The organism is Gammaproteobacteria bacterium, assembly GCA_015709695.1.
Lineage (GTDB): Bacteria > Pseudomonadota > Gammaproteobacteria > Steroidobacterales.
This window is the reverse complement of the sequence record CP054183.1, coordinates 2,910,934-2,936,558: the sequence shown is the minus strand read 5'-3', so window position 1 is coordinate 2,936,558 and position 25,625 is coordinate 2,910,934. Positions and strand designations below refer to the sequence as shown.

The 25,625-nt window shown below is 69.9% G+C and carries 21 protein-coding genes and 1 pseudogene; 11 read left to right on the top strand and 11 right to left on the bottom strand.

What is annotated here, in order from left to right:
- Positions 1 to 3: 3 nt before the first annotated feature.
- On the bottom strand, positions 4 to 687 hold the full coding sequence (gene yrfG, locus HRU81_13585; protein ID QOJ33070.1) for a GMP/IMP nucleotidase: 684 nt from the start codon (positions 685 to 687) through the stop codon (positions 4 to 6).
- A 76-nt stretch (positions 688 to 763) separates the two neighbouring features.
- Between yrfG and cysQ the strand changes: the two genes are divergently transcribed.
- From cysQ to glk, 3 genes are all read left to right on the top strand, one after another.
- Positions 764 to 1,591 (top strand): 3'(2'),5'-bisphosphate nucleotidase CysQ, encoded by an 828-nt coding sequence (gene cysQ / locus HRU81_13580; protein ID QOJ33069.1) that lies wholly within the window; start codon positions 764 to 766, stop codon positions 1,589 to 1,591.
- A gap of 84 nt (positions 1,592 to 1,675) precedes the next feature.
- Entirely contained in the window at positions 1,676 to 1,894 is a 219-nt protein-coding gene (locus tag HRU81_13575) for a YdcH family protein (protein QOJ33068.1), read from the top strand.
- Positions 1,895 to 2,424: 530 nt separating this feature from the next.
- Positions 2,425 to 3,369, top strand: a complete 945-nt coding sequence (glk, locus tag HRU81_13570) for a glucokinase (GenBank protein QOJ33067.1) — start codon at positions 2,425 to 2,427, stop codon at positions 3,367 to 3,369.
- A 42-nt stretch (positions 3,370 to 3,411) separates the two neighbouring features.
- Here the strand turns inward: glk and HRU81_13565 are convergent, their stop codons facing one another.
- On the bottom strand, positions 3,412 to 3,942 hold the full coding sequence (locus HRU81_13565; protein ID QOJ33066.1) for an MGMT family protein: 531 nt from the start codon (positions 3,940 to 3,942) through the stop codon (positions 3,412 to 3,414).
- Positions 3,943 to 4,075: 133 nt separating this feature from the next.
- Between HRU81_13565 and HRU81_13560 the strand changes: the two genes are divergently transcribed.
- Entirely contained in the window at positions 4,076 to 6,436 is a 2,361-nt protein-coding gene (locus HRU81_13560; protein ID QOJ33065.1) for an SLC13 family permease, read from the top strand.
- Between the two features lie 11 nt (positions 6,437 to 6,447).
- On the opposite strand, the gene HRU81_13555 is transcribed toward HRU81_13560, so the two are convergent.
- Complete coding sequence (locus tag HRU81_13555; GenBank protein QOJ33064.1) at positions 6,448 to 7,419, bottom strand: quinone oxidoreductase; 972 nt, start codon at positions 7,417 to 7,419, stop codon at positions 6,448 to 6,450.
- A 99-nt stretch (positions 7,420 to 7,518) separates the two neighbouring features.
- Here HRU81_13555 and HRU81_13550 point away from each other — a divergent pair, with 99 nt between their 5' ends.
- On the top strand, positions 7,519 to 8,748 hold the full coding sequence (locus HRU81_13550; protein ID QOJ33063.1) for an FAD-dependent oxidoreductase: 1,230 nt from the start codon (positions 7,519 to 7,521) through the stop codon (positions 8,746 to 8,748).
- A 15-nt stretch (positions 8,749 to 8,763) separates the two neighbouring features.
- Here the strand turns inward: HRU81_13550 and HRU81_13545 are convergent, their stop codons facing one another.
- From HRU81_13545 to HRU81_13525, 5 genes and pseudogenes are all read right to left on the bottom strand, one after another.
- On the bottom strand, positions 8,764 to 9,417 hold the full coding sequence (locus HRU81_13545) for a hypothetical protein (GenBank protein QOJ33062.1): 654 nt from the start codon (positions 9,415 to 9,417) through the stop codon (positions 8,764 to 8,766).
- Entirely contained in the window at positions 9,417 to 10,004 is a 588-nt protein-coding gene (locus HRU81_13540; GenBank protein QOJ33061.1) for a hypothetical protein, read from the bottom strand. Before HRU81_13540 ends, HRU81_13545 begins: the two co-directional genes overlap by 1 nt.
- 62 nt (positions 10,005 to 10,066) lie before the next feature.
- Positions 10,067 to 11,626 carry a glutamate--cysteine ligase gene (locus HRU81_13535; protein ID QOJ33060.1) on the bottom strand — a complete coding sequence of 520 codons (1,560 nt, stop codon included), beginning with the start codon at positions 11,624 to 11,626 and terminating at the stop codon, positions 10,067 to 10,069.
- Positions 11,627 to 11,728: 102 nt separating this feature from the next.
- Positions 11,729 to 12,697, bottom strand: a complete 969-nt coding sequence (locus HRU81_13530; protein QOJ33059.1) for an alpha/beta fold hydrolase — start codon at positions 12,695 to 12,697, stop codon at positions 11,729 to 11,731.
- 1,098 nt (positions 12,698 to 13,795) lie between these two features.
- Positions 13,796 to 14,083 (bottom strand): annotated as a pseudogene (locus HRU81_13525) (response regulator).
- Positions 14,084 to 14,445: 362 nt separating this feature from the next.
- Between HRU81_13525 and HRU81_13520 the strand changes: the two are divergent.
- From HRU81_13520 to HRU81_13505, 4 genes are all read left to right on the top strand, one after another.
- Complete coding sequence (locus HRU81_13520; protein ID QOJ33058.1) at positions 14,446 to 16,911, top strand: EAL domain-containing protein; 2,466 nt, start codon at positions 14,446 to 14,448, stop codon at positions 16,909 to 16,911.
- A 58-nt stretch (positions 16,912 to 16,969) separates the two neighbouring features.
- A complete protein-coding gene (locus tag HRU81_13515; GenBank protein QOJ33057.1) occupies positions 16,970 to 17,314 on the top strand; it encodes a hypothetical protein in 345 nt (114 codons plus the stop codon).
- A gap of 149 nt (positions 17,315 to 17,463) precedes the next feature.
- Positions 17,464 to 18,447: a malate dehydrogenase gene (locus HRU81_13510; protein QOJ33056.1), complete on the top strand. Its 984-nt coding sequence runs from the start codon at positions 17,464 to 17,466 to the stop codon at positions 18,445 to 18,447.
- Positions 18,448 to 18,554: 107 nt separating this feature from the next.
- Positions 18,555 to 21,014 (top strand): acyl-CoA dehydrogenase, encoded by a 2,460-nt coding sequence (locus tag HRU81_13505; protein ID QOJ33413.1) that lies wholly within the window; start codon positions 18,555 to 18,557, stop codon positions 21,012 to 21,014.
- Between the two features lie 53 nt (positions 21,015 to 21,067).
- On the opposite strand, the gene HRU81_13500 is transcribed toward HRU81_13505, so the two are convergent.
- The gene (locus tag HRU81_13500; protein ID QOJ33055.1) at positions 21,068 to 21,814 is read right to left on the bottom strand and encodes a hypothetical protein; all 747 of its coding nucleotides are present in this window, start codon (positions 21,812 to 21,814) and stop codon (positions 21,068 to 21,070) included.
- Positions 21,815 to 22,065: 251 nt separating this feature from the next.
- Here HRU81_13500 and HRU81_13495 point away from each other — a divergent pair, with 251 nt between their 5' ends.
- Positions 22,066 to 22,599: a DUF4399 domain-containing protein gene (locus HRU81_13495; GenBank protein ID QOJ33054.1), complete on the top strand. Its 534-nt coding sequence runs from the start codon at positions 22,066 to 22,068 to the stop codon at positions 22,597 to 22,599.
- 54 nt (positions 22,600 to 22,653) lie between these two features.
- Here HRU81_13495 and HRU81_13490 read toward each other — a convergent pair whose 3' ends face one another.
- Both HRU81_13490 and mvaD read right to left on the bottom strand, forming a co-directional pair.
- Entirely contained in the window at positions 22,654 to 23,664 is a 1,011-nt protein-coding gene (locus HRU81_13490) for a hypothetical protein (protein QOJ33053.1), read from the bottom strand.
- Positions 23,657 to 24,637: a diphosphomevalonate decarboxylase gene (gene mvaD / locus HRU81_13485; protein QOJ33052.1), complete on the bottom strand. Its 981-nt coding sequence runs from the start codon at positions 24,635 to 24,637 to the stop codon at positions 23,657 to 23,659. The genes HRU81_13490 and mvaD overlap by 8 nt, the downstream gene beginning before the upstream one ends.
- A gap of 170 nt (positions 24,638 to 24,807) precedes the next feature.
- Here mvaD and HRU81_13480 point away from each other — a divergent pair, with 170 nt between their 5' ends.
- A complete protein-coding gene (locus HRU81_13480; GenBank protein ID QOJ33412.1) occupies positions 24,808 to 25,581 on the top strand; it encodes a polyprenyl synthetase family protein in 774 nt (257 codons plus the stop codon).
- Positions 25,582 to 25,625 lie beyond the last annotated feature (44 nt).

Sequence of the window (25,625 nt, the reverse complement as noted above, 5' to 3'; positions counted from 1 at the left end):
GGATCAGGCCTCCAGCAGGCCCGCCACGCCCTCGACGCTGTGGTGCCGCTCGACCGGACGCGCTGGCGCCCGGCTGTCCGGCCGGCTGACACCGACGACGCCCGCGATGCCGAAATGCGCTGCCGCATCCAGAACCGGCAGGCTGTCGTCGACGAACAGGGTACGGGCTGGGTCGAACCCGATCACGGCCTGGAGCCGCGGCCAGAAATCCGCGGCCTCCTTCGGTGAACCGAGGGCGTGGGAGCTCACGCATGCCTCGAAGAACCGCCCGAGGCCCGATACGCCTTGCTTCACTTCCAGGGTCTCGGCATGGGCATTGGTGACCAGCACCAGCCGCTTGCCCGACACGCGTGCCTGCTGCAGGAACTCCCGCGCCCCGGGCAGGTAGCGGATGCGATGGCTGCTGGCTTCCTTGAGTGCCCGCAGGTCCAGGCCGAGTTCGCGGGTCCAGTAATCGAGGCAATACCAGTCCAGACTGCCCTGCTTGCGGGCGAAGTGCGCGAACAACCGCTCGCGCACCTCCGGCGCAGGGCCGCCGCTGGCCCGTGCCAGGCAACGCGGCACGGCTTCGCGCCAGAACCAGTTGTCGAACGAGAGATCGAGCAGCGTGCCGTCCATGTCCAGCAGGACGGTGTCGCACTCGCGCCAGAAACGGGCCGCAGGCCGGGCCGGGAGTGCCGCGCTCATGGCCTATACTCTGCTGCCGGATGCGCGCCCATGCGTTCATTCTAGCCCGATTCCGCCCTGCCACCCGGCCACCCGCATGAACCCCGATCCGAGTCGCCTGATGCAGCCGGTGCGAGCCATCGCCCGCGAGGCCGGGCTGCGCATCCTCGAGGTGTACCAGGCGGAATTCGCCGTCGAAACCAAGGCCGACCACACGCCGCTCACGGCGGCGGATCGCGCCGCCCACAGCCTCATCGTGCGCGAACTGGGCCTGCTCACGCCCGGCATGCCGGTGTGGTCCGAGGAGGGTGCTGCGGTTCCACTGGCGCAGCGCAGCCAGTGGCCCTGGTTCTGGCTGGTGGACCCGCTGGACGGCACCCGCGAGTTCATCGGCCGCAACGGCGAGTTCACCGTGAACATCGCGCTGGTCAGGGGACAGCAGCCGGCCCTGGGCATCATCCATGTGCCGGTGCTCGACCGCGACTACTGGGGCGGCCCGGATCTCGGCGCCTGGCGCGGCGACGGCGTGGGATCACCCCGCAGCATCCGCGTACGCCGCCCGCCAGCCCAGCCCCTGCGGGTCGCCGGCAGCCGATCCCACGGTGGCGATGCCCTGGCCCGCTTCCTCGCCGCGCTCGGCCCGCACGAACTGCTCTCCATGGGCAGCTCGCTCAAGTTCTGCCTCGTCGCCGAAGGCAACGCCGATCTCTACCCCCGCCTCGGCCCGACCTCGGAGTGGGACACCGCTGCCGGCCAGGCCATCGTCGAGGGTGCCGGCGGCCAGGTCGTGGACGCCCGCGGCCATCCCCTGCGCTACAACACGAGGGAGCAGGTGCTGAACCCCGATTTCCTGGCCTGCGGGGACACCGCAGCATCCTTCGCCAGCCTGCTGGCCCATGCCGCCGGCCGCCGGGATTTGGATTAGAATATGGGCCTCCAACGCGGCGCGCACGGAGCAACAACGAGAAGCGTGCCGGGGCAGGATCAGGGGGCTCGGGCGAAGAGCGTGATGAGCACCACCAACGTCGATACAGGCACTTTCGAAAACCGCGTCCGCCTCAAGGAGTTGCGTGTCCAGCACCGCGATCTCGACGTCGCGATCGCGGAACTTGCCAGGAACCCGCACGCCGACCAGCTGCGCGTCAGCCGCCTCAAGAAGCAGAAACTGCGGCTGAAGGACATGATCAGCAAGCTGGAGAGCCAGCTGATTCCCGACCTCAACGCCTGAGCCAATCCGGCACTTCCCCGGTGCCGCCGACCGCCGCAGCGTCGGTGAGCTTGACAGCAGGGCTTCATGCCCAAGCTGCTGATTCGAAAGCCATTCCAGGATAATCCGTGATGCCGGTCGCCGCCTCGCCTGGCCCGGCCTGTCGGCTGTCCTGACAACTGCCACGGCTCACGCCGGATCGCCCGGGCACCGGCAGGCCGGAGCGGGCAGCGGCGAGGCCGAAATGGGTGATCCCGCTCACACAACGGCCGTGCACCGGCGTCTTAGGTCAAGTCGCGAGACGCCGGCGGCATGCCTGGCACGTGGGGTGCATTGATATCCCCGAGACGCAAGACAGCCATTGCTCTCGCACACAACCCCAACGCAACGCAGACAACACAACGCACAACCCGAGGCCTGACAAGAACAAGAAGAAACAGGCCGCACAACAAGAAGAAGAACAAGACCGACAATTTCCGCGCCCATCCCTACCGCCCCCCACGGGGCGGTTTTTTTTGCCTCGCGGAAAGCCCGCTGCGTAGACTGTCGGCATGTCCCTGCTGGTGGCGGATATCGGTGGCACCAACACCCGCGTCGCGCTGGCATCCGGCGCGGGCATCGGCCCGGTCACGGCATTCCGCAATGCCGGCTTCCCGGATCTGGGCAGCCTCCTCGGGCACTATCTCGCTACCCAGCCTGCGGCAGAGCGGCCGCGGGCCGGTGCCCTGTCGGTGGCCGCCCCGATCCGCGGTGACGAGGTGCGCATGTCGAACATCGACTGGCACTTTTCGCGCGCCGGGCTGCGCCAGGCGCTGGTCCTGGACGAGCTGCTGGTCGCCAATGACTTCTCCGCCCTGGCCCGCTCGCTGCCCGAACTCGGCGCCGCAGATCTGGTCGCCGCAGGCGGCGGCACGGCCGTGGCGACGGCCCCACGCATCGCCATCGGTCCGGGCACCGGCCTCGGCGTGGCCGGCCTGCTGCCCATCGGCAGTGGCTGGCTCACGCTTCCGGGCGAAGGCGGTCATGCCACGCTGGGCGCCGCCGACGACCGGGAGGAAGTCATCCTGCGCGCCGCTCGCCAGCGCTACGGGCATTGCTCGGCCGAGCGCCTGCTGTCCGGCCATGGCCTGGCGTTCCTGCACGAAACCCTGCACGGCGGGACACCGCTGACGCCGGAGGCGATCGGCGCGCGCTTCGCCGCCGGCGAACGCGATGCCGCCGAGACGCTGTCGATGTTCTTCGGCCTGCTCGGCGGCATGGCGGCCAACGTCGCGCTCACGCTGGGTGCCTTCGGCGGCGTCTACATCGGCGGCGGCATCGTGCCCCGCTACCTCGACGCCTTCCTGCGCTCGCCGTTCCGCGAGCGCTTCGAGGCCAAGGGTCGCTACCGCGATTACCTGCGGGCCATCCCCGCCTGGGTGATCGTCGACCCCTATCCCGCGCTCAAGGGCCTTGTCGCCCTCGCCAGGGATGCGCGCCCCAAGCCGGCCGGCTAGCGGCCCTGCTCGTCGATCTGCGCGTCCATCGCGCGCTTCTGCTCAGCTTCGATCTGCTCGACGGACTTCGCGCGCTCGAGCGGGGCCTGCACCGCGTCCAGCAGTTGCCGGTTCTCCGCCGGCGCTTCTCTGGCGGCGGGCGTTGCGTCCTGGTCCGCCGACGGCCCGCCGCAGGCCGCCAGCACCAGCGTCGCGGCCAGGAGGATTCCCCATGCCATGTTCATCATTGCCTGCCTCCCCGTGTGCCGCTGGCCCCCACAGCAGCGCATCGAGCTGGATGCCTCCATCGAGGAGACGGCGGGGGACGCGGCCGTCACGCACCTCGATGCCCTCGGCACGCAGCCGGCGCACCTGCTCCCTGAAGCCGGCCGAAGCCGGCGGCAGGGCGATGCGGCCGGCGGCGTTCACCACCCGGTGCCAGGGTAGCTGCGCCGGGCATTGCGCGAGCGCCCGGCCCACCTGGCGCGCGCCGCGTGGCAGGCCGGCCCGCAAGGCCACCTGCCCATAGCTGGCGACCGCGCCCGCGGGAATGGCTGCCACGACGGCATGGATGCGCCGGTATCGCGCCGCCATCCCGGGATCCTGAACGCGGTGCCGGTTCGCCATGCGTCGAGTATGAACCATCGGCATTCGCGGCCGCAGGGCCTGCCATGACCTGGCAGCGGCCCGGCTTCCCGCACCCGACCGCTTGCAGTATGGTCCATGCTTGACTCAGGACATCGCCCTCTGCCTCGCCATCCTCATCGTCTCGGTGGTCTGCTTCGTCACCGAGGTGCTGCGCATGGACCTCGTGGCGCTGCTGGTCATGTGCGCGCTGGCGATCACCGGCATCGTCTCCCCGCCCGAGGCCCTCGCCGGCTTCAGCGACGAGGCCGTGGTCACGGTCTGGGCCATGTTCATCCTCAGCGAGGGACTGGCCCGCAGCGGCAGCGCGCAGATCGTCAGCCGTCGCCTGCTGCAGATTGCCGGGCACAGCGAGCCGGCGGTAGTCGGGGCGCTCATGCTGGCCGGCGGTGCACTCTCCGCCTTCATGCCGAACGTCGGCGTCGCCGCGCTCATGCTGCCGGTGGCGGTGGATATCGCCCGGCGCTCCGAGGTGCCGGCCTCCCGCCTGCTCATGCCGCTGTCCTTCGCCGCCCTGCTGGGCGGCACCACCACGCTCATCGGCACACCCGCCAACCTGCTGATCGGCAGCGCCATGACCGCGGCCGGCGTGGTGCCCTTCTCCATGTTCGACTTCGCGCCGGTGGGCATCGGCGCGCTGCTGGCGGGCACGGTCTTCGTGGCACTGGCCGGTCGCCGGCTGCTGCCACGGCAGGATCCGGGCCTGGAAGCGCAGCAGCGCAGCCAGCGCAACCTGCGGGCGCAGTACGGGCTGCAGGACCGCAGCTTCATGATGCACGTGCCCGAGGGCTCGGTCCTGGTCGGCAAGACGCTGGCGGACAGCCGGCTGGCATCGGCCGCCGGGATGATCGTCATCGCCCTGGAACGGCGCAACCGGGTCGAGGCGCTGCCCTCGCGCACCACGGTGCTCCAGGGGGGTGACCGTCTGCTGCTGCAGGGCCGTCCGGAACGCTTCGAGGAACTTCGGCACTGGAGCGAACTGGTGATCGAGCGCGAGGCGCCGGTGCTGCAGGGCCTGATGTCGGAGCAGGTCCACCTGGCCGAGGCAACCGTGGCGGAGAACTCCGCGCTGGCGAAAGACCTGCTCCACCATGCCGAGTTTCGCCGTCGCTTCAACGTCAACGTGCTCGCGGTGCGGCGCCGAGACCTGGTGCGGCGGGTCAAGCTCGCTTCCGTCCCGCTGCGCGCCGGCGACCAGCTGCTGCTGCAGGGTGACCCGGCGGCGCTGGCGGCGCTGGCGGCGACCCGGGAATTTGCCGACATCCGCGACATCACCGAGGCCGACCTGCGCGATACCTACCGGCTGCAGGAGCGGCTGTTCGTGGTGCGGGTGCCGCGGGACTCACGCCTGGGCGGCGCGACGCTGGGTCGCAGCCGGCTCGGCGATGCCTTCGACTTCCGCCTGCTGGCGACCTTTCGCGAGGGCGTGCTGCACATCATGCCGCCACCCGGGGAAGTGATCCTCGGCGGCGACCTGCTGCTGATCCAGGGCCGCCCCGAGGACCTCGATGTGCTGCGCGGCCTGCAGGAACTGAAGATCGGCGAACGCATTTCGCCGAATCTCGATGTCTTCGAGTCCGACCGGCTGGCGACACTGGAAGCGACGCTGGCGCCGCAATCACCGCTGGCCGGCAAGACCACGGCCGAGGTGAACTTCCACGACCGCTATGGCCTGGAGCTGGTGGCGGTCTGGCGCTCCGGGAAGGCCCGGCGCAGCGACCTCGAGAAGGTCACGCTGCAGTTCGGTGACGCGCTGCTGCTGGTCGGACCGCGACAGAAGCTCGCGCTCCTCAGCGACAACCCGGACTTCCTGGTGCTGACGCCGGTGAGGCTGGCGGTGACCGACAGCCGCCGCGCCCCGGCGGCGGCACTGATCATGCTCGGCGTGGTGGGCAGCGTGATCCTCGGCTGGCTGTCGATCGGCATTGCCGCGGTACTCGGCGCGGCCCTCATGGTGCTGTCGCGCTGCCTGACCATGGAACAGGCCTACCGCTCCATCGACTGGCACGCGGTGTTCGTCATCGCCGGCACCCTGCCACTCGGCGTGGCCATGGTGCACACCGGCACGGCGCAGTATCTGGCCGTGCACCTCATGGCGCTGCTCGCCGGCCTGGGGCCGTGGCCCATCATCCTCGGCCTCTACGTCATCACCGCGGCCGCCACGCTGGTGATCCCGACCCCGGCGCTGGTGGTGCTGATGGCGCCCATCTGCATCACCGCATCGCGCGAACTCGGCATCGCGCCGCAGACCGCGCTGATGGGCCTGGCCATGGCGGCGTCATCGGCGTTCGCCACGCCCATTGCCCATCCGGCCAACCTGCTGGTGATGGGCCCTGGCGGCTACCGGTTCAGCGACTACCTGCGCCTCGGCCTGCCGCTCACGCTGGTGGTACTGCTGGCGGTCATGGTGCTGCTGCGGCTGTTCTGGCCCGTCGGGCCCTGAACCGCCAGCGGTTACGGCAGCAACAGCGTCGAGCCGGTGGTGCGGCGCGCCTCGAGGTCGCGGTGGGCGCGCGCCACATCGGCCAGCGGGTAGGTCTGGCCGATGTGCAGCTTCAGCCCGCCGCCGGTGATCAGCGCGAACAGCTCCGCCGTGCCCGCCTCCAGTTCGGCGCGCTCGGCGATGAAGTCGAACAGCGAGGGCCGCGTCAGGTACAACGAACCGCGACGCGCAAGTTCCAGCGGCGTGAACGGCTCAACGGGCCCGGAGGCATTGCCGTAGCTGACCATGACGCCGTGCTTGCGCAGGCAATCCAGCGACTGCGTGAAGCTGGCCTTGCCGACCGAATCGTAGACCGCCGCAACCCCCGCACCCCCCGTCAGCCCGCGCACCCTGGCGACGAAATCCGGCGCGTCGGCGAGGATCACCTCCGCGTAGCCATGCGCCCTGGCCAGTTCCGCCTTCTCCGGCGTACCGGCGACGCCGATGGCGCGCACGCCGAGGCTGCGCGCCCACTGGCCGAGGATCAGGCCGACGCCGCCGGCCGCCGCGTATGCCAGCACCGTGTCCCCGCTGCGTACCGGATAGCTTCGCCGCAGGAGATACCAGGCCGTCAGGCCCTTGAGCATCGCGGCTGCGGCCATGCGGTCGTCCACGCCGGCAGGCAGTTTCACCAGCCGGTCGGCGGCCATGGCGCGCTTTGCGGCATAGGCTCCGGGCGGCGGGGTGCAGTAGGCGACGCGGTCGCCCGGTGCGCAGCTGGCCACGCCCGGCCCCACTGCTTCGACCACACCCGCGGCCTCCATGCCGAGGCCGGCGGGAAACGCCAGCGGATAGAGTCCCGAGCGATGGTAGGTGTCGATGAAGTTGAGGCCGATCGCCGTCTGGCGCACCACGGCCTGGCCTGGCGCGGCCACCGGCTCCGGCACATCCACGTACTCGAGCACTTCCGGGCCACCGCAGCGGTTGATCTGGATCGCCTTCATGAATGACTGGTCCTGTACTGAAGCCGGGGGAAGGTGGCGGCCGGCATGGCCGTCCACGCCAGTCAGTATAATCAGGGCAACAGTCCGAAAGCCTCCTTCATGCGCGATACCGTTGTCATTGCCGGGGCCGGCCAGGCGGCTGCCCAGGCCGTCATCTCGCTCCGCCACGGTGGCTACGGCGGGGCCATCCTCATGGCCGGCGACGAGCCGTACCTGCCCTACCAGCGCCCGCCATTGTCGAAGAAATTCCTCGCCGGGGAACTGGAGCAGGAGCGGCTCCACCTGCGGCCGGAGCAGTTCTACCGGGACCATGACGTGCAGCTGCGGCTCGGCACCCGCGTCGAGGCCATCGACCGCCGGCGGCGCACGGTATCCATCGATGGCCAGGCAGTCGGCTATGACAAGCTGATCCTCGCCACCGGCAGCCAGGTGCGCCGCGTGCCGATCCCGGGGCAGGATCTTCCCCAGGTGCATTACCTGCGGACCATCGATGATGTGCGCGGCATCCAGGCGGCATTCAGGCCGGGCCGGCGCATGGTGGTGATCGGCGGCGGCTACATCGGCCTCGAGGTGGCGGCGGTGGCGGTCACCGCGGGCCTCGATGTCTGCGTGGTGGAGATTGCCGACCGCATCATGGCGCGCGTGGTAGCCCCACCGGTCTCGCAGTTCTACCTGCAGGCTCACCAGGAAGCGGGCGTGCAGTTCCACCTTGGCGCCGGCGTCGCCGAAATCCGCAGCGACGGCGAGGGCGTCAGGGTGATCTGCACCAGCGGCGCCGAACTGCCGGCCGACCTGGTGGTGGTGGGTGTCGGCATCCTGCCCGCCACGCAGCTGGCCGAGGACGCTGGCCTGGAGTGCAGCAATGGCATCGTCGTCGACGAGTTCTGCCGCAGCAGCGACCCGGACATCTACGCCGCCGGCGACTGCACCAGCCACCCCAACCGCCTGCTTGGCCGGCGCCTGCGGCTGGAATCGGTGCACAACGCCACCGAACAGGGCAAGACCGCGGCGCTCGACATCCTGGGGCGGGCCGAACCCTACGCCCAGGTGCCATGGTTCTGGTCGGACCAGTACGACCTCAAGCTGCAGATGACGGGCATCGCCGACAACTACAGCTCCCTGGTCCTGCGCGGCGAACCTGCCAGCCGCAGCTTCGCGGTGTTCTACTTCGCCGGCGGACGACTCATCGCCGTCCATGCCGTCAACAGTCCGCGGGAATTCATGCTGTCGAAGAAGCTGATCGCCGATGGTGCCCGGCTCGATCCCGCCGCCGTCGCCGACAGCAGCGTGCCGTTCAAGGCACTGGCGGAAGCGGCCCTCGGCCACTGACCGCCTCGGCGGCGCTCACTCGGTGGCGAGGCTCAGCTGGCGCGAACCGGTGAGATCGCCCGGCCTGGCGGCGACAGGCGTGAATTCCTCGCGGAAGCTGCCATGGACCCCGGCAAAGGCTCCGGTGCCGGAAACGAGCCATGGCGCACCGAGGCGTGGCAGTGGCGGCAGCAGGTAATGTGCACGACCTGGCTGGTAGCCGCGGCCGCGCATCGCCGACCACAGCCCATCGCGAAAAGGCGCCCAGTAGTTCTCCGAGCCCGCCAGCATGACGCTGCCCTGGCCTGGCCACGCCAGGCTCCATGCCACCACCGTGCCAAGACGCGCCTGCAGCAGCGAGTTGCCGGTGCCGATCGCACTCAGCCGCACGCCCAGCACCGGCGGGCCGCCGCTGTCGTCGCTGAGTGCGACGATCTCCACGCGCGCATGCTCCAGGGCCGGATCACCGAAGGCCGCTGCACGACCCGCGGCGCTGCGCAGGCCCAGCAAGCCACCGGGCGTGAGCTCGAAGCCGCGGAAGCCGCCACCGGATTCCCAGGCGAGCACGCGCACCGCACCGGACAGCGCCGCCGGGGTGCCCTGCACGAGACTGATGGGATTGAGCATGAGCAGGACGGCACCGAGGAAGATGCCTGCCAGCAAGCCGAGCGTGGCGACCAGGATGCGCATCAGGGTGCAGCCTGCACGCGGGTGACGAGCGTGATCTGGCCGCTCGTGCTGCCATCTGCCGCCGGCTTGCCGGCTTCCCGGGCCTCATCGTAGCTGCCGATCAGCGCCGCGAACTCGCCGGTGCCGCCGGTGACCCGGCCGGACCCGCCTGTGCTGCCGCCTTCCGGCGTGGCACCACCGCCCTGCTGCCGGGACAGGAACAGGGTGCCGCGGCTCGGGATCAGCAATGCCCAGCTGGCGTCCTGCGTGCCGCCCGCATTGGCCGTGGTGCTGCGGCTCGCAAGGCCGATCACGTTGCCGGCCGCATCCCGCATGCGGAAGACCTCGACGCTGGCGCTGCCGCCGTCTGCCGCGGACAGGAACGAGGCGCCGCCCGCCGCCAGCACGATGGATCCGGCACGTCCAGCCTGCAGCGGCTGCACGCGGTCCTCGGGCCAGCGCATGATGAACCGCTCCTCGCGGCCGCCATCGGGTATCACGCTGACGATCGAGCGGTAGCGCGTGTGCTGCGGCAACGGGTAGACGCCGGCCAGCAGCACGGTGAGCACGACGCCCACGAGGACGCACACGTAGAAGAGTCGCGCCAAGCAATCAGACTCCGCGAAGAATGGCCCGCAGCATAGCAAATCACGGCCCCGGCGGGACCAGCTCAGGCGTAGTAGGCGCGGAGGTACTCGTCGAAGGGCAGGGTGTCGTGCTCCTCGATCCAGCACTGGCGGTCCAGCGAGGCGAGGGCCTCGGTCTCCAGCACGCGGTAGTGGGTGTTCGCCTCGTCTGCCATGGAGAGGAAGTGCTCCCGGTAACCGGCCGCGAGGCTCAGTCCGTAGCCGGAGAGCTGCTGTCCGCTGGCCCGCAGTTCGCGAAGCACGCGTGCCGAGGGGGTCGCCTCCGGCTCGCCGAGCAGCATCGCGCACTCGCGCAGGGCAGCCAGGCAGGCGCCGTCACCCCCATCGAGCAGTTCGGCCACACCCTGCATGGACTGGAGGATCTCGCCGGCCCAGTCACGCATGGCCACTTCGCGGCCCCGGCGCCGCAACACCAGGCCCGGCTCGCGTCCGCGCCGGGCGACGGCGCGATGGTTGAAATCGATCTCGCCCTGCTCCGCCGCGTCGATGCCGGGACTGTCGCACAGCAGGCAGTAGACCAGGAACACCTCGGCGAACAGCAGCTCGCGCAGGTTGACGCCGGTGGGCGCGAACGGGTCCAGGTCCAGGGCACGCAATTCCAGGTATTCGATACCGCCGCGACGCAGGGCCATCGTCGGGCGTTCGCCGCTCAGCGCCGAGCGCTTCGGACGGATGGTGCTGTAGTACTCGTTCTCGATCTGCAGCTGGTGCGGATTCAGCTGCCGCCATTCACCATCGACGTGCACGCCGATGCGCTCGAAGGCCGGGCTGGGTGTGCGGATGGCCCGGGTCAGGTCGGCGATGTACTCCTCCAGGCTGTTGGCAGAAATCCAGATGCCGTCCTGGCTGGCATTCTTGTAGCCGATGTCGCTCATGCGCAGCGAGGTGGCATGGGGTGCGAACCAGGTGTCCGGGCCGAATTCCGCCAATCCCGGGCCACCCTGCGGCAGGAAGCAGCGGCACACCGCGGGTGAGGCGCCAAACAGGTAGAACAGCAGCCAGTCCATGCGCCGCACGTTGCGCACCGCATCGAGGTAGGCCGCCGACTTCAGCTCGACGGCGCCGGCCCGCGAGCGCTCCAGTTGCGCGTACGCCGGCCAGAAGCCGCCGGGCAGCGAGAAGTTGAAGTGCACGCCGGCAATCGCCTGCATGAAGCGTCCGTAGCGATACCCCAGGCCTTGCCGGTACACGCTCTTCATCCGGCCGACGTTGGAGCGGCCGTAGCGGGCGATCGGGATGTCCTGCTCGCCGCGCAGCCGGCAGGGCATGGACAGCGGCCAGAAGAGTTCTTCGCCGATTGCCGGCCAGGCGAACTGATGGATGTCGCCGAGGAAGGACAGGGTGGCCGGCGTGTTGCGTTCCGGGGGCGTGATGAACTCGATGAGGGCCTCGGAGTAATCCGTGGTGATGTGGCGGTTGGTCAGTGCCGAACCCAGTGCCACCGGGTGCCCCGTCTGCGCCACCAGCCCGTCCGGCGTGACGCGCAGGCATTCCTTCTCCACGCCGCGCAGCCCGCCACGCAGCAGCTCCGGCTGCGCCAGCGTGGCCAGCGCCGCCAGGCGCTTGTCGAAGCGGCGCGTCACGGCTGGTTTGTCCCCTGGCTCATCCGTGCAAGGTTACACGGCCCGCGACCTCTGCAGTACCCATGTACCGCGACGCGGGGCAGGCTGTTCGCTGCATGGGCGTCAGGTGTCGAAGGCCCGGGCGACGAAGTCGTCGAGCCAGCTCTGCAGGCGGTATCCCTGCATGAACCCGCAATGGCCGCCATGGGCACTGCGATGCACGGTCAGCGCAGCCGCTGGCGCGAGCGCGGCCACGTCCGCGACCGGAATCACCGGGTCGTCATCGGCCAGCAGCACGTCGGCCGGGATCTCCAGCCCCGCCAGCCGGTCACCGGTGATGGCATAGCCCCGCAAGTAGGCATCCAGGTCCGGGAACCCGGTGAAATGGCTGACGAAGTATCCCGTCATCTCGCGCAGGCTGCGGAAGCGGCCGAGCCGGCCGAACTCGTAGAGATCGGGAAAGGCACGCCGCTTGCGCTCCAGCGAGCGGCGCCACTTGCGCAGGAAGTACAGGCGATACATCGGCAGGCCGCCGTCGAGTGCCTCCAGCGTGTGCCGCGGATCGAGCACCGGGCAGACGGCCACCACTTTCACCAGCCGCAGGCCGGCTGCCGGCGCAAGCGCCGCCACGCGCAGCGCGAAGTTGCCGCCCAGCGAGAAGCCCGCGAGGTGCAGGCGCTCGCCGGCAAAACGGTCCTGCAAGGTCGCCAGCGCGCCCAGCACTTCGTCGAGGCGGCAGGAATGGAAGATGCCCGGGTTCAGGTGATGCGAATCGCCATGGTCGCGCAGGTTGAGGCGCACCACGCGGAAGCCGTCCTGTACCAGTCGCGCCGCCAGGGAGACCATGTAGAGCGAAGCCGCGCTGCCCTCCCAGCCGTGGATCAGCACGGCGAGCCGCCCCGACCCGGCCACTGGCGGCGGCGTGTGCTCCGCGAGCAGGCGCACCCCGGCGCCGGCATCGAGCACCTCGCTGCGGGTGCCGCCCAGGGAAGCGCCCACGCGCCGCCACACCAGGTGCCGGCGCAATGGCAGGGTCGCGAGCAGCGACTGCAGGTGTGCGCCCCGCAGGCCGGGGGGAGCCTGGTAGATCACGTGGTTTCGCTGCGGTAGCCGGAATGCCACAGCCTAGCGCTGCGGCTGGCCCGGAAGAAGCGTGATGCTGACGCGGTTGTTCTGCCTGGCCACGGCGTTCCATTCGCCGGCGGTGAGGCCGGCCAGCAACGCCGGATACGGCACCGCCGGCTGCGCGTTGCCATGGGCCACGACCTCGATCCGCAACGCCGGATCGGCTGCACGGCTGCCGAGGTAATTGGCGAAGGCGACCGACTGGCGGGCCGATGCCGTGCGCGCCTCCTCCGTGCCGAGCCCCATGCGCGCGCAGCGCTCCACCGGCAGGTCGTCCGCGGCGAGCAGCAGCGTCCCGTCCGCGCCAGGCACGTAGCAGAAGTCACCGACATGGCCATCGAGGCGCACGGTGCCGGTGAAACCCAGGGCCGTCAGCCGGTCCACCAGGCCGCGCAGGACCTCCAGCCTCTGGCCGGCGAATGGCTCGCCACCCGGCGGAAACAGCGCCGCCTGGTTGACGCCCCATTCCACTGCAGCGATGAAGTCGGCATAGCGGCCGGCCGCCGCATCGCGCGCTGCCGCCACCTTCAGGGTGCTGTCATCGACAGCGGCCGCCGTGGCGTTGCGGCGTTCGTTGAGCGCATCCACCAGGCTTGCGTTCTGCTGCACGGCGCTGCGCCACTTGCGCTGCGCATCGAGGTTGAGCATGAAGAACGTGGCAGACACCGCGACCAGCGCCAGCAACACCAGCAGCAGCGGTGCGGCCCGGCGGCGGGCAGGCGGCGGTACTGCCGCGGCAGCCTCGCGCGCCGCCTCATGCTCGCGCAGGGCCCGGCTCACCGCGGCCTGCACATCGGCACGGATCTCCTGCGACTGGTGTGCCAGCAACGACTGCACCCAGAGTTCGAGATCGCCGCGGGGGTTTGCCTGGGCCTGGGCCTGGACCTGGGCCTGGGTCTGAGCCTGGGCCGGGACAGGGGCCGGATCAGCCCCGGCTGCCGGTACCGGCTCATCCGCGGCGTGGCGCCCGTCGGCGGCGGCTTCCACGAGATGCAGCGACTTCAGCAGCTCGGAAACTTCCACCGGCTTGATCTGCTTGGGCAGCACGCCGAGGGCGCCCAATGCGCGCGCCTGCCCGACATAGAGCTCGCCGCCCTGGGAGGTGTACATCATGATCGGGATGGTGGCGGTGGCCGGGTTGGTCTTGATGGCCTTGACGGCCTGGAGGCCGTCCATGCCCGGCATCAGGTGATCCATGAAGATCACGTCGGGGCGGCTGTGGCTCAGGAATTCGAGCGCCTCCTCCGCGGACGCCGCCGTCTCCACCCGCAGGCGGTTGGCTTCCAGCACGGTGCCCAGCGCCTGGCGGGCGGTCCGGCTGTCATCGACGATCAGCGCACTCTTGGACACGATGGTCAGGGGGGTAACCACGCTCGACACAACCCGGTGCGCGGCCATTGTAGCCCCGGCCCGGCCGGATTTTTCTGCGCGAGTTCGCACTGCGATGGAGAGCCCGCGGCGCAGGGGGGAAGGGACTGCCGGTGGGGGACCCGGTGCGCGCCTGGAGGGCGAGCGGCGCAGGGACAGCGAAAGCGAGCCCGACAGGCAGTGAGGCCGCACAGGGATGTGCGGCTGAACGGCAGCACCGGGTCCCCCACCGGCAGTCCCTTTCGCGCTGTCGGCCGCCCGGCCCCGCCGCTGCTAGAATCAGCTGCAAGCCGACCCGGGGCACCGGCACAACAACAAGCGCGAGCGGACGCATCGCGAGCCAGCCAATGAAGCCACTCAGCCTGCTGCCGAAGTACCTGCTGATCACCGCGGCCATCTGCGCCGTGGCGATCGCGCTCACCGGCCTCAGCCTCTACGTGGCCTTCCGCTCCTCGCTCGACACGGCGCTCAGCCAGAGCGCCCTGGTGTTCCAGGACCAGATGGTGGCGCGCATCGCGGAGCATGCGCACAGCACCACGCGCATCGTCGCCGAACGTGTCGGCACCCTGACGCGCAACGCCAGCCCGGCCGAGTTGGACACCACCCTGCGGCGCCTGTCGAGGCTCGACGGCGCCAGCCTGATCGTGATGTTCGACGCGGCAGGGAATGCCATCCATCATTCCGGTGACCCGGCGCTGATGGAGCGCTTCGCCGATATCGGTGTCGGCGAGGTGGAAACCCGTGACAGCTTCATCGTGGCGCGCATGCCGCTGCCCGGCGGCGACGGCGCCGGCTCGCTGGGCCAGGTCTTCGACACCACCATGACCAACGCCGATGCCAGCGTGCTGCGCAGCCTGCTCGCGGCGCTGGTGCTGAAGTTCGGCCGCGACACCGTCACCTGGGCCTTCGCCCTGGCCCTGCTGGTGATGATCGGCATCTTCTCCCTGCTGGTGGTGTTCGCCAGGCGCCAGGTCGGCGACATCCGCCTGCTCACCCGCGGCGCCGAGCGCATGAGTGCCGGCGATTACGATGGCGCCATCGTCCTGCCGCGCCAGGACGAACTGGGCCGCCTGGCCACCAGCTTCGATGAACTGCGCCGGAGACTGCAGACCACCACCATCTCCCGGGATTACCTCGACAAGGTACTCGGCAGCATGAGCGAGGCGCTGTTCATCGTCAGCCAGGAAGGTGTCGTCACCCGGGTCAATGCCGCCGCCTGCCGCCTGCTGGAGCTGCCGGAACCGGCGCTGGTGGGCAGGCCGATCGCCTCGCTGGTGGCGCCCGCGCACAGCGGGCAGTTCGCGCTGGGCGACACCGGCGCGAGCGCGCGCGAAGGCGCGCTGGTCAACCAGGCGCAGCGCGAGGTGCCGGTGTCCTTCACCATTTCGGCGATCCACGATGCGGACCCGGCCTTTCGCGGTTTCATCATCGCCGCCCGCAACATCGCCGAGCGCAAGCTCGCCGAGCAGCGCATCCGCTACCTGGCGCGCATCGATGCCCTGACCAAGGTTCCCAACCGCATGCAGTTCCAGCACCTGCTGCAGCGGTCGATTGCGCGCGCCAGCCGCCAGGGGCGCGGCTTCGCGCTGCTGTACCTGGACGTCGACCGCTTCAAGGACATCAATGACATCTACGGCCACAGCGCCGGTGACCTGTGCCTGGAGACGCTGACCGAGAGGCTGGGCCGCCTGCTGCCCTCAGGCACCATCATCGGCCGCTTCGCCGGGGACGAGTTCGGCATCATCCTCGAGAACCCGGCCGACGCGGTGGCGGCGAGCCTGCATCTGGCGGACACGGCCCGCGCCATCCTCGCGGAACTGGCGCGGATGCTGCCGTACCACGGCCACCAGATCTACATGACGGTCAGCATCGGCATCGCCACCTACCCCGTCGATGCCCGCAACGTGATCGATCTGGTGCGCAGCGCCGACTCGGCCCTGTACCACGCCAAGCGCACCGGCGGCGACAGCTTCGAGTTCTTCGACCCGGAGATGAACGCCGCCGCAACCGAGCGGCTGATGCTGAAGAGCAAGCTGCGCCGGGCCTACCAGCGCGAGGAGCTGCTGCTGCAGTACCAGCCCAAGGTGGACCTGCGCAGCGGCCGTGTCGCCGGCGGCGAGGCACTGGTGCGCTGGGAGATGTCCGACCGCGGCATCGTCCTGCCCTCGGAGTTCATCCCGCTGGCGGAGGAGAGCAACCTCATCCTCGATATCGGCGAATGGGTCCTGGATCGTGTCTGCCGCGACTTCCACGCCTGGCAGGCGCAGATGGCCTTCCCCGGCAAGATCGCCGTGAACCTCTCCCTGAAGCAGCTGCGCCAGCCCAACTTCGCGCAGCGCGTGGCCGCCATCTGCAAGCGCCATGGCGTGCCGCCGGCCAGCCTCGAGCTGGAGATCACCGAGAGCACGCTCATGGAGGATCCGGAACGCACGGTGAAGATCCTCGACGAGCTCTACGCCATGGGCCTCTCGCTCGCCATCGACGATTTCGGCACCGGCTATTCCTCGCTGAGTGCCCTGCAGAAATTCCCGATCAACACGCTGAAGATCGACCAGTCCTTCGTCCGCGACGCCGCCACCGACGCCGATGACGCCACCATCGTCGCCACCATCATCCAGATGGGCCATGGCCTGAAGCTCGATGTCATCGCCGAGGGCGTGGAGTCGCCCCACCAGCTGGCATTCCTGCGCTCCACCGGCTGCGACTTCGTCCAGGGCCTGCTGTTCGGCGAGCCGATGAATGCCCCGCAGTTCATGGACCTGCTGGTGGCGCAGCGTCACGGCCCGGCCGCCTTCCACGGCCTGTTCGGTTGAGCACCGCCCCGGCGCTGCGGCATAATCGACCGGCGCCGCCAACCCGAGAGGCACTGCCATGATGAGGTCATCCGCCATCCTGCTGAGCGTCCTGGCCGCAATCGCCCTGCAGCCGGCCATGGCTGCCTGCGAGTACCCGGGCGAGATCACCCTGCCGAGCGGCGCCAGCGCCACCGAGGCCGAGATGAAGGCCGCCAACCAGTCGGTGAAGCAGTACATGGCGTCCGTGGAGAGCTACCTGGCCTGCCTCGATGAAGAAGAGAAGGCGCTGGGCGATACGGTCACCGAGGAGCAGAAGAAGGTGCACACGCAGCGGCACAATGCCGCGGTGGATGCCCTCAATGCCGTGGCCGGCCGCTACAACGAGCAGCTGCAGATCTACAAGAAGAAGACCGCCAAGTAGCCCCCCGGGACTGCGGGAAGTACGCCTCCCGTCCCGTGTTTTTTCGGTGGTAGAATCCCCGCCCCGTCGAGGGTCCGGGGTGCCGCGTGCGGCAGGCACGGAGGCCACGGATCGCCGATCACCCCCAGTTTCATGAAGGAAGGCTTCCCATGACCCAAGCCGCCAGAGTCACCATTACGGGCGCCGCCGGCCAGATCGGCTACCAGCTTGCGTTCCGCATCGCTTCGGGCCAGTTGCTGGGCACCAGCCAGCCGGTGATCCTGCAGCTGCTGGAGATCACCCCGGCGCTCAACGCGCTGCGCGGCGTGGTGATGGAACTCGAGGATTGCGCCTTCCCCGCCCTGCAGGGCGTGGTGGCCACGGACAAGGCAGAGGAAGCCTTCCGCGATGCCGACTATGCGCTGCTGGTGGGCGCCAAGCCCCGCGGCCCGGGCATGGAACGCGCCGACCTGCTGAAAGAGAACGCCCGGATCTTCTCCGCGCAGGGCAAGGCGATGAACGAGCATGCCAGCCGCAACCTGCGCGTGCTGGTGGTCGGCAACCCGGCCAACACCAATGCACTGATCGCCCAGCGCAACGCGCCCGACCTCAATCCGGCGAATTTCACCGCGATGACTCGCCTCGACCACAACCGCGCCCTGGCACAGCTAGCCGCCCGGACCACCACCCACGTCAACCAGATCAAGCGCATGACGATCTGGGGCAACCACTCCTCCACGCAGTACCCGGACATCAGCCAGGCACTGGTCAACGATCGCGCCGCCAGGGACCTGGTGCCGCAGGAGTGGGTGACGAACGAATTCATCCCGACCGTGCAGCAGCGTGGTGCGGCGATCATCAAGGCGCGGGGCCTCTCCAGCGCGGCCTCGGCCGCCTCGGCGGCGATCGATCACATCCGCGACTGGGCACTCGGCACTCCGGGCGATGACTGGGTCAGCATGGCCGTGCCGTCGGACGGCAGCTACGGCATCAAGGAAGGAATCATCTACTCCTATCCCTGCCGCTGCGCCAAGGGCAAGTACGAGATCGTCCAGGGCCTGCCGGTCAGCGATTTCAGCCGCGCGCGCATGGACGCCACCGAGAAGGAACTGCGCGAGGAGCGCGCCGCCATCGCCGAGCTGCTGCCTCGCTAGGCAGCGCCGGCCGGGGCCGGGCCCAGGCCCGGCCTTTTCGTTAATATCCGGCAGGTGCCCGGCCCATCCCCCCGGAGGACCCCGCCGTGCTGGATTTCATCACCTGGCTGTTCTGGACCCTGGCGCTGGCCGGGGTAGCCCTGGCGCTGGCCTACCGGCGCGTGGACCTGCGCACGTCCACCGTGACGCTGGGCCTGGCGCTGCTGGCGTACATGGCGCTGGGCGAGGCCTGGTGGTGGTGGAACCTGCTGCTGCTGGCGGGCTGGGCCGCGCTGGCCGTGCTGAACCTCGGTGAGCTGCGGCGCGAGCACGTGACCGCACCGCTGCTGCGCTTCTACCGCACGCTGGTGCCGAGCATCTCGCAGACCGAGCGCGAGGCCCTCGAGGCCGGCACGGTGTGGTGGGACGGCGAGCTGTTCACCGGGCTGCCCGACTGGTCGAAGCTGGAGGCGCTGCCACCGCCACGGCTCTCCGACGCGGAGCGCGCCTTCCTCGATGGGCCCACCGAGGAACTCTGCCGCCGCGTCGATGACTGGCAGGTCACCCACGAGATCGGCGACCTGCCGCGGGAAATCTGGGAATACATCATCGAGCAGCGCTTCTTCGCGATGATCATCCCGCGCCGCTACGGCGGCCTGGAGTTCTCGCCACTCGCCGTCGCCATGGTGCTGTCGAAGCTGGCGAGCCGCAGCGCCGTCCTCTCCTCCACCATCGGCGTGCCGAACTCCCTGGGGCCCGCGGAGCTGCTGCTCCACTACGGCACCGACGCGCAGAAGGACCACTACCTGCCGCGCCTGGCCCGGGGCGAGGAGATTCCCTGCTTCGCGCTCACCAGCCCGCGTGTCGGCTCGGATGCCTCGTCGATCCTCGATACCGGCGTCGTCTGCCGCGGCAGCTTCCGTGACGAGGAGATGATCGGTATCCGGCTCAACTGGGACAAGCGCTACATCACGCTCGCCCCCATCGCCACGGTGCTGGGCCTGGCCTTCAAGCTCCATGACCCCGAGCACCTGATCGGCGACCGCGACGAATACGGCATCACCGCGGCGCTCATCCCCACCGACCTGCCCGGCATCGACATCGGCCGCCGGCATTTCCCGATCAACATCCCCTTCCAGAACGGGCCGACGCAGGGCCGCGATGTGTTCGTGCCGGTGGATTACATCATCGGCGGCCGTGAGCGGGCCGGCCAGGGCTGGCGCATGCTGGTGGAGCAGCTCTCCGCCGGCCGTGGCGTGACGCTGCCGGCCAATGCCATGGGCGGCGGCCGCGCGGCGGTGCACGCCACCGGCGCGTATGCCCGCATCCGCCGGCAGTTCAACCTGCCCATCGGCCAGTTCGAGGGCGTGGGCGAGGCGCTGGCACGCATCGCCGGCCACACCTACATCATCAATGCCGCCGTGACGGTGACCTGCACCGTGCTCGGCCGCGGCGAGAAGCCCTCCGTGCCCTCGGCCATCCTCAAGTACCACTGCACGGAGCTGGCGCGCAGGATCGCCAACGATGCCATGGACGTGCACGGCGGCAAGGGCATCATGCTGGGGCCGAAGAACTACCTGGCGCGCAACTACGAGGTGCTGCCGGTGGCCATCACCGTGGAAGGTGCCAACATCCTCACCCGCAGCCTGATCATCTTCGGCCAGGGCGCCATCCGCTGCCACCCGTTCGTGCTGAAGGAGATGGAAGCGGCCAAGGACCCGGATTTCGAGCAGGCACTGATCGAGTTCGACCGCCACCTGTTCGGCCACATCGGCTATGCGGTGAGCAATGCCGCCCGCTCGTTCTGGCTGGCGCTGACCAACGCCCGCTACAGCAATGTGCCCGCCGACGGACCCACCGCCCGGTACTACCAGCACATCAACCGCTACAGCGCCGCCTTCGCGCTGGCAGCCGACGTCGCCATGCTGACCCTCGGTGGCGGCCTGAAGCGGCGCGAGCTGCTGTCCGCGCGCCTGGGCGACGTCTTCAGCGCCATGTACCTCGCCAGCATGGTGCTGAAGCACTACGAGAACCAGGGCCGCCAGGCGGCGGACCTGCCGCTGGTGGAGTGGAGCTGCCGTACGCTGCTCTACCACGCCCAGGAGCAGCTGCACGGCTTCCTGCGCAACCTGCCGAACCGCTGGGTGGCGGCCGGCCTGCGCTCGCTGATCTTCCCCCGCGGCCGCATGTTCTCCGCGCCCTCCGACGAGCTTGGCCAGGAGATCGTCGCGCTGGTCACCCACCCGACCGAGACCCGCGAACGCCTGTGTTCCTGCATCTACGCGGCCGACGAGCCCGGCAGCCCGCTCGGTGCCCTGCAACGGGCGCTGGAGACCGCCGAGGCGCTGGTGCCGCTCGAGCAGCGCCTGCGCGACGCCGTGCGCAGCGGCCTGATCCTCGAGGACCATCCGCTGGAACAGATCGACTCCGCCGAACGCCAGGGCATCCTCAACGCCAGCGAGGCCGAGCAGATGCGCCGCCAGGATGCGCTGGTCATGGAAATCACCGGTGTCGATGACTTCGCGCCGGATGGCATCGGACGCGAGCCGGCACGGGGCTATCCGCTGCCCGGGACGACCGCCGGCTGAGCAAAAAAAACGGCGCCCGAAGGCGCCGCTTTTTTCGTTATCGAGGTGTCGCGTCAGGCGGCGCGGGAGGCACCACGGTTGCGGCGGCTGCCGACCCAGAGCAGGCCCAGCAGGCCGGTCGCGGCCAGAGCCAGCGAGGTGGGCTCGTCCACCCGGGTGAAGCGCATGCCGATGATCATGTCGTCGTGGTTGTCATCGTTGCGGGCACCGGAATCATCCCAGAAGGCGAACAGGTTGTCGCTGGGCCCGAGGCCGCTGCCGAAGCTGCGCGCACCCGTCGCCGGATCGAAGATGTCGGCCGTGGCATAGCCGATGCTGCGATAGCCGCCGACGCGGTCATGGTTGTACTGGCTGACGATCGACAGGGCGCTGTCGTTCCAGACACAGCGCGAGCCGAGAACCTTGTCGCCGCCATCGGTGCAGAAGCCGAAGTCGAGCAGCTGCCCGGCCGAAACCGCCAGCGAACCGATCAGCGGGAAAGGCGCATTGAAGCTGTCGGGCTGGCTGGCCGTGGAGGCCAGCAGGTTGTCCTTCACATAGAACTTGTTGGTGAAGCCCGCTTCCTTGCCGATGTAAAAGAAATCGACAACTCCCGTGCCGGTCGCACGCACCTGGCCAAAGTACAGGGTGCTCGGCCGGGGCAGCGGCATGTCGTTGCCCACCGTATCGGTGGTCGTCGCGTGCGGAATGAAGAACGAAGTCACCGCCGAGTCCACGATGAGGCTGGCATTGGCCGGCAGGGCCACGGCAGCCAGGAGCAGCGGGGTCAGGCGGGCGAAGCGGCGGATCTGGGTCATCATGCGGCGCACTTTCATTATGTTTTGTGGAAGCAGGGCAATCTTGTCCGGGTGGGTAACTGCAAGTGCCGTGCCAGCCGAATTCTTTCAGGAACTTGGCACTGTCGCAACGGGTTTTTCGCGCCGATCTGTAAGCATTGCCGACGTGAACCGCGTCACGGTTCGCCGCCCGCTCCCTTCAGGGACCGGCATGGTCCCGCCTCAGCACGGGGCCGGGCGAACGCCCGCCGGCCGCAGGCTCCTTCTCCGGTAACATGTGCCCCCCCACTTTCCGGGAGCACATCATGAAGACCTGCTTGCACGCCACCACCCTGTTCACGCTGGCCCTGGCCCTCGCCGCCTGCGGCGGCAAGCCCGCGCCGGAGACCGCACCTCCACCGCCCCCCGCGCAAACTGCATCCGCGCCCGCCGAGGCCGCACCGGCAACCCTGCCGCGCACGCCCTCGCCCGCCGGCGCCAGGGTGAGCATCACCAGCCCGGCCAACGGCGCCACGGTGAAGTCGCCGGTGAAGGTGACCTTCGGCATCGAGGGCATGACGCTCGCGCCGGCCGGCGATACCACTCCGGACAGCGGCCATCATCACCTGCTGATCGACACCGACATGCCGCCGCTCGACCAGCCCATTCCGACCGACGCCAATCACCTGCACTTCGGCAAGGCACAGACGGAGGCCGAGATCCAGCTGCCTCCGGGCCAGCATACGCTGCAGCTGCTGCTGGGCGACGCCCACCACGTGCCCCACGACCCGCCGGTCGCTTCGGAGAAGATCACCATCACGGTGGAGTGACCGCGTACGCCCTCACCGCGGCGCCTGCGGGCGTCGCGGTGAGCGGCTGCCCCGTCAGCCGCGTGCGACGCCGCCGACTCCTGCCCCGCCTGTGATGGTCATGACCCCGGCCTCGGCCAGCCGCCGGGCCGCGCGCCCGATTGCTGCCGGGTCATCGGACAGCAGCAGGCCGAAGTCGCCGCCGCCCGCGCCGGAAGTCTTGTAGAGGCAGCCGGCATCCGCGGCGAGCGCCGCCAGCTGCCGGTGCGCGGGCGTGGCGATGCCGATACCGGCATCGGCATCCAGTTCTTCCAGCGCCTGACGATAATCGGCCAGGGCCGCAAGCACCGGCACCGCGGTCCCGTGACGCCAGGCAGCGAGCGTGGCATCCGCTGCCGCCCGCAGGCGCTCGAGCAACGCCCCGCCGGCAGGGCTGGCGCCCTCCCGGTAGGTCATGAAGCGCCTGACCAGGGGTTGCGTCGGCGCGCCTCGGCCCGACCAGGCCGCGAGCCAGTGCAGCCCCGACGGCCATCCCAGCACTTCGACCCGGGCATCCGGCAGCAGCGCGAGCACACCACCGTACACCGCGGCCGCCACGTCGATGCCGCTGCCGCCGCCAGACTGAAGGCGGCGGTGCGCGGCATGGGCAAGCTGGAACAGGGCCTCTGACCCCGGCAGCTGACGGCCGGCCGCGGCGGCCAGGACGGCGGTCAGCGCCACGGTGAGGGCAGAGCTGGAGCCGAGGCCGAGCTTGTCGCCGCCGGCGCTATGGAAGCTGCGGGTGTCCAGTTCGACGGCCAGCGGCTGTCGCAGCCCGCTCCCGGCCTCGGCGAGCGTGGCCGCCACGGCATCCAGCAGCGCACCCTGGCCGGCATCGGGCACATCACGCCAGCGCGGCCGGCCATCGGCGTCCCAGTCGAACTCCCAGCTCCCTGCGCCAGGCAGGACGAGGCGGCAGGGTCCGGCAGCGGCGGTCGCCCGGGCACGCGCCCGGACATCGACGGCGACGGCAATGGCAGGCGCACCCGCCAGCACCGCGTACTCGCCGCAGATGACGAGCTTGCCGGGGGCATCGGCTTCAGGCATCGAGGCAGTACGCTCCCGGCCCGAGGCCGCTGTCGACGACCCGGATGACGCCCGGCACCGCGGCCAGCGCCTCGCGCACGGCCGGCACCGCGGCCGGCTCGCATACCGCCTTGACCTGCGGCCCGGCATCGATGGTGAAGAACACCGGGGTCCCCGCGCGCCGCAACGCCTGCACCGCCTGCAGGCAGCCCAGCGTGGCCGGCATCCAGTAGAGCAGCGGCGGGCGCGTCGTCATCATCACGGCGTGCATCTTCAGGCAGCTGTGCTCGGCGAGCGTCGCCAGCGCCGTGAAGTCCCGGCCCTGCACATGGCGCACGCCGGCGTCGAGATCCGCGGCATGGCTGTGCAGCCACTCACCGTAGTAGGGCGAGGTCTCCCTGCTGGCTGCCATGCCGTCACGCGAGCTCACTTCCTTGTGCGCCGCCGACGTGATGGCGATGACCACGCGCAGCGGCCAGGCTTCAGCCGCCAGCAACGGCCCGACCGCCACTTCGCCATCGGCCCGGTTGCGCAGCAGCGCGAAGCCGCCGAACAGCGAGCGCGGCGCCGAGCCGGAGCCGAGGCGCGCCACGCGGGCCAGCTCGTCGAGCGGGAGGTCGAGGCCCAGTGCCGCTGCAGCCGCCGTGACCAGCGCGGCGAAACCCGAGGCCGAGGAAGCCAGGCCCGCTCCCGTCGGAAAATCGTTGTCGCTGTCGACCACCGCACCGTGGCGCACGCCCGCCCGCCGGCGCAGCAGGTCGAGGCAGGCACTGACGCGCCGGCTGGTGCCGGCATCCTCGCGGCCGTCGAGCCGCACGCTGTCGCCGCTGCGGCCGGGCTCGAACCGCACCCGGGTACGCGAGCGCATGGCATCCAGCGTCACGGACAGCGACCCCGTGGCCGGCAGGTTCGCGGCATCGTCACGCTTGCCCCAGTACTTCACCAGGGCAATGTTCGGATGCGCGATGGCCGTGGCGGTGAGCGGCGCAGGCATGGTGGCGGGATTATCGTCTATCCTTGTGGGCCTTTGGGCGATGGCGGCAACCCCGCGCAGGTCTCGTGACATTCGCCGATCGCATACCGGCCTACCTCGAGCGGACGGAGCAGGCGCTGGAACGCGCGCTGCCCGACAGCTCGCGATCACCGCGCAAGCTGCACGAGGCCATGCGCTACTCGGTGCTCGGTGGCGGCAAGCGGCTGCGGCCGCTGCTGGTCTACGCCACCGGCGAAGCGTTCGCGGTGCAGCCCGACCGGCTCGACGCCCCGGCCGTGGCCATCGAGCTGATGCACGCCTTCTCGCTGATCCACGATGACCTGCCGGCGATGGATGACGACGACCTGCGCCGCGGCCGGCCGTCCACCCATCGCGCCTTCGACGAGGCCACCGCCATCCTCGCCGCCGACGCCCTGCAGCCGCTGGCCTTCGAGGTGCTGGCGACCGCTCCACCGCTGGCGACCGAACCGGAGATGCAGCTGCGGTTGGTGGCACTGCTCAGCGAGTCCTGCGGTCCCAACGGGATTGCCGGTGGCCAGGCCATGGACCTGGAGGCCGAGCGCCGTCGCCTGGACCCGGCCGAGCTCGAGCACATGTTCCGCCTCAAGACCGGACGGCTGTTGCGCGCCAGCGTACTGCTGGCGGCGCACTGCTCGCCGCAGGTCTCCACGACGCAGCTGCACCAGCTGGAAATTTTCGCCGACGCCCTGGGCATCGCCTACCAGATCCGCGACGACATCCTGGACTGCACGCTGCCCGGCGCGGATCCGAGCTCGGATGCGGTGAAGGCCAAGGCGACCTACCCCGGCCTGTTCGGCCTCGAGCAGGCGCAGGCCAGGACCGACCAGCTCCTCGATGTCGCCATCGCGGCCATCGCCGACCTGGGCGAGCGTGCCGAGGGCCTGCGCTGGATGGCCCGCTACACCATGCTGCGCAGCGAGTAGGCACGGCCGGCACGAGACCCCGGTCACAGGCGGCAGCGCCCCGC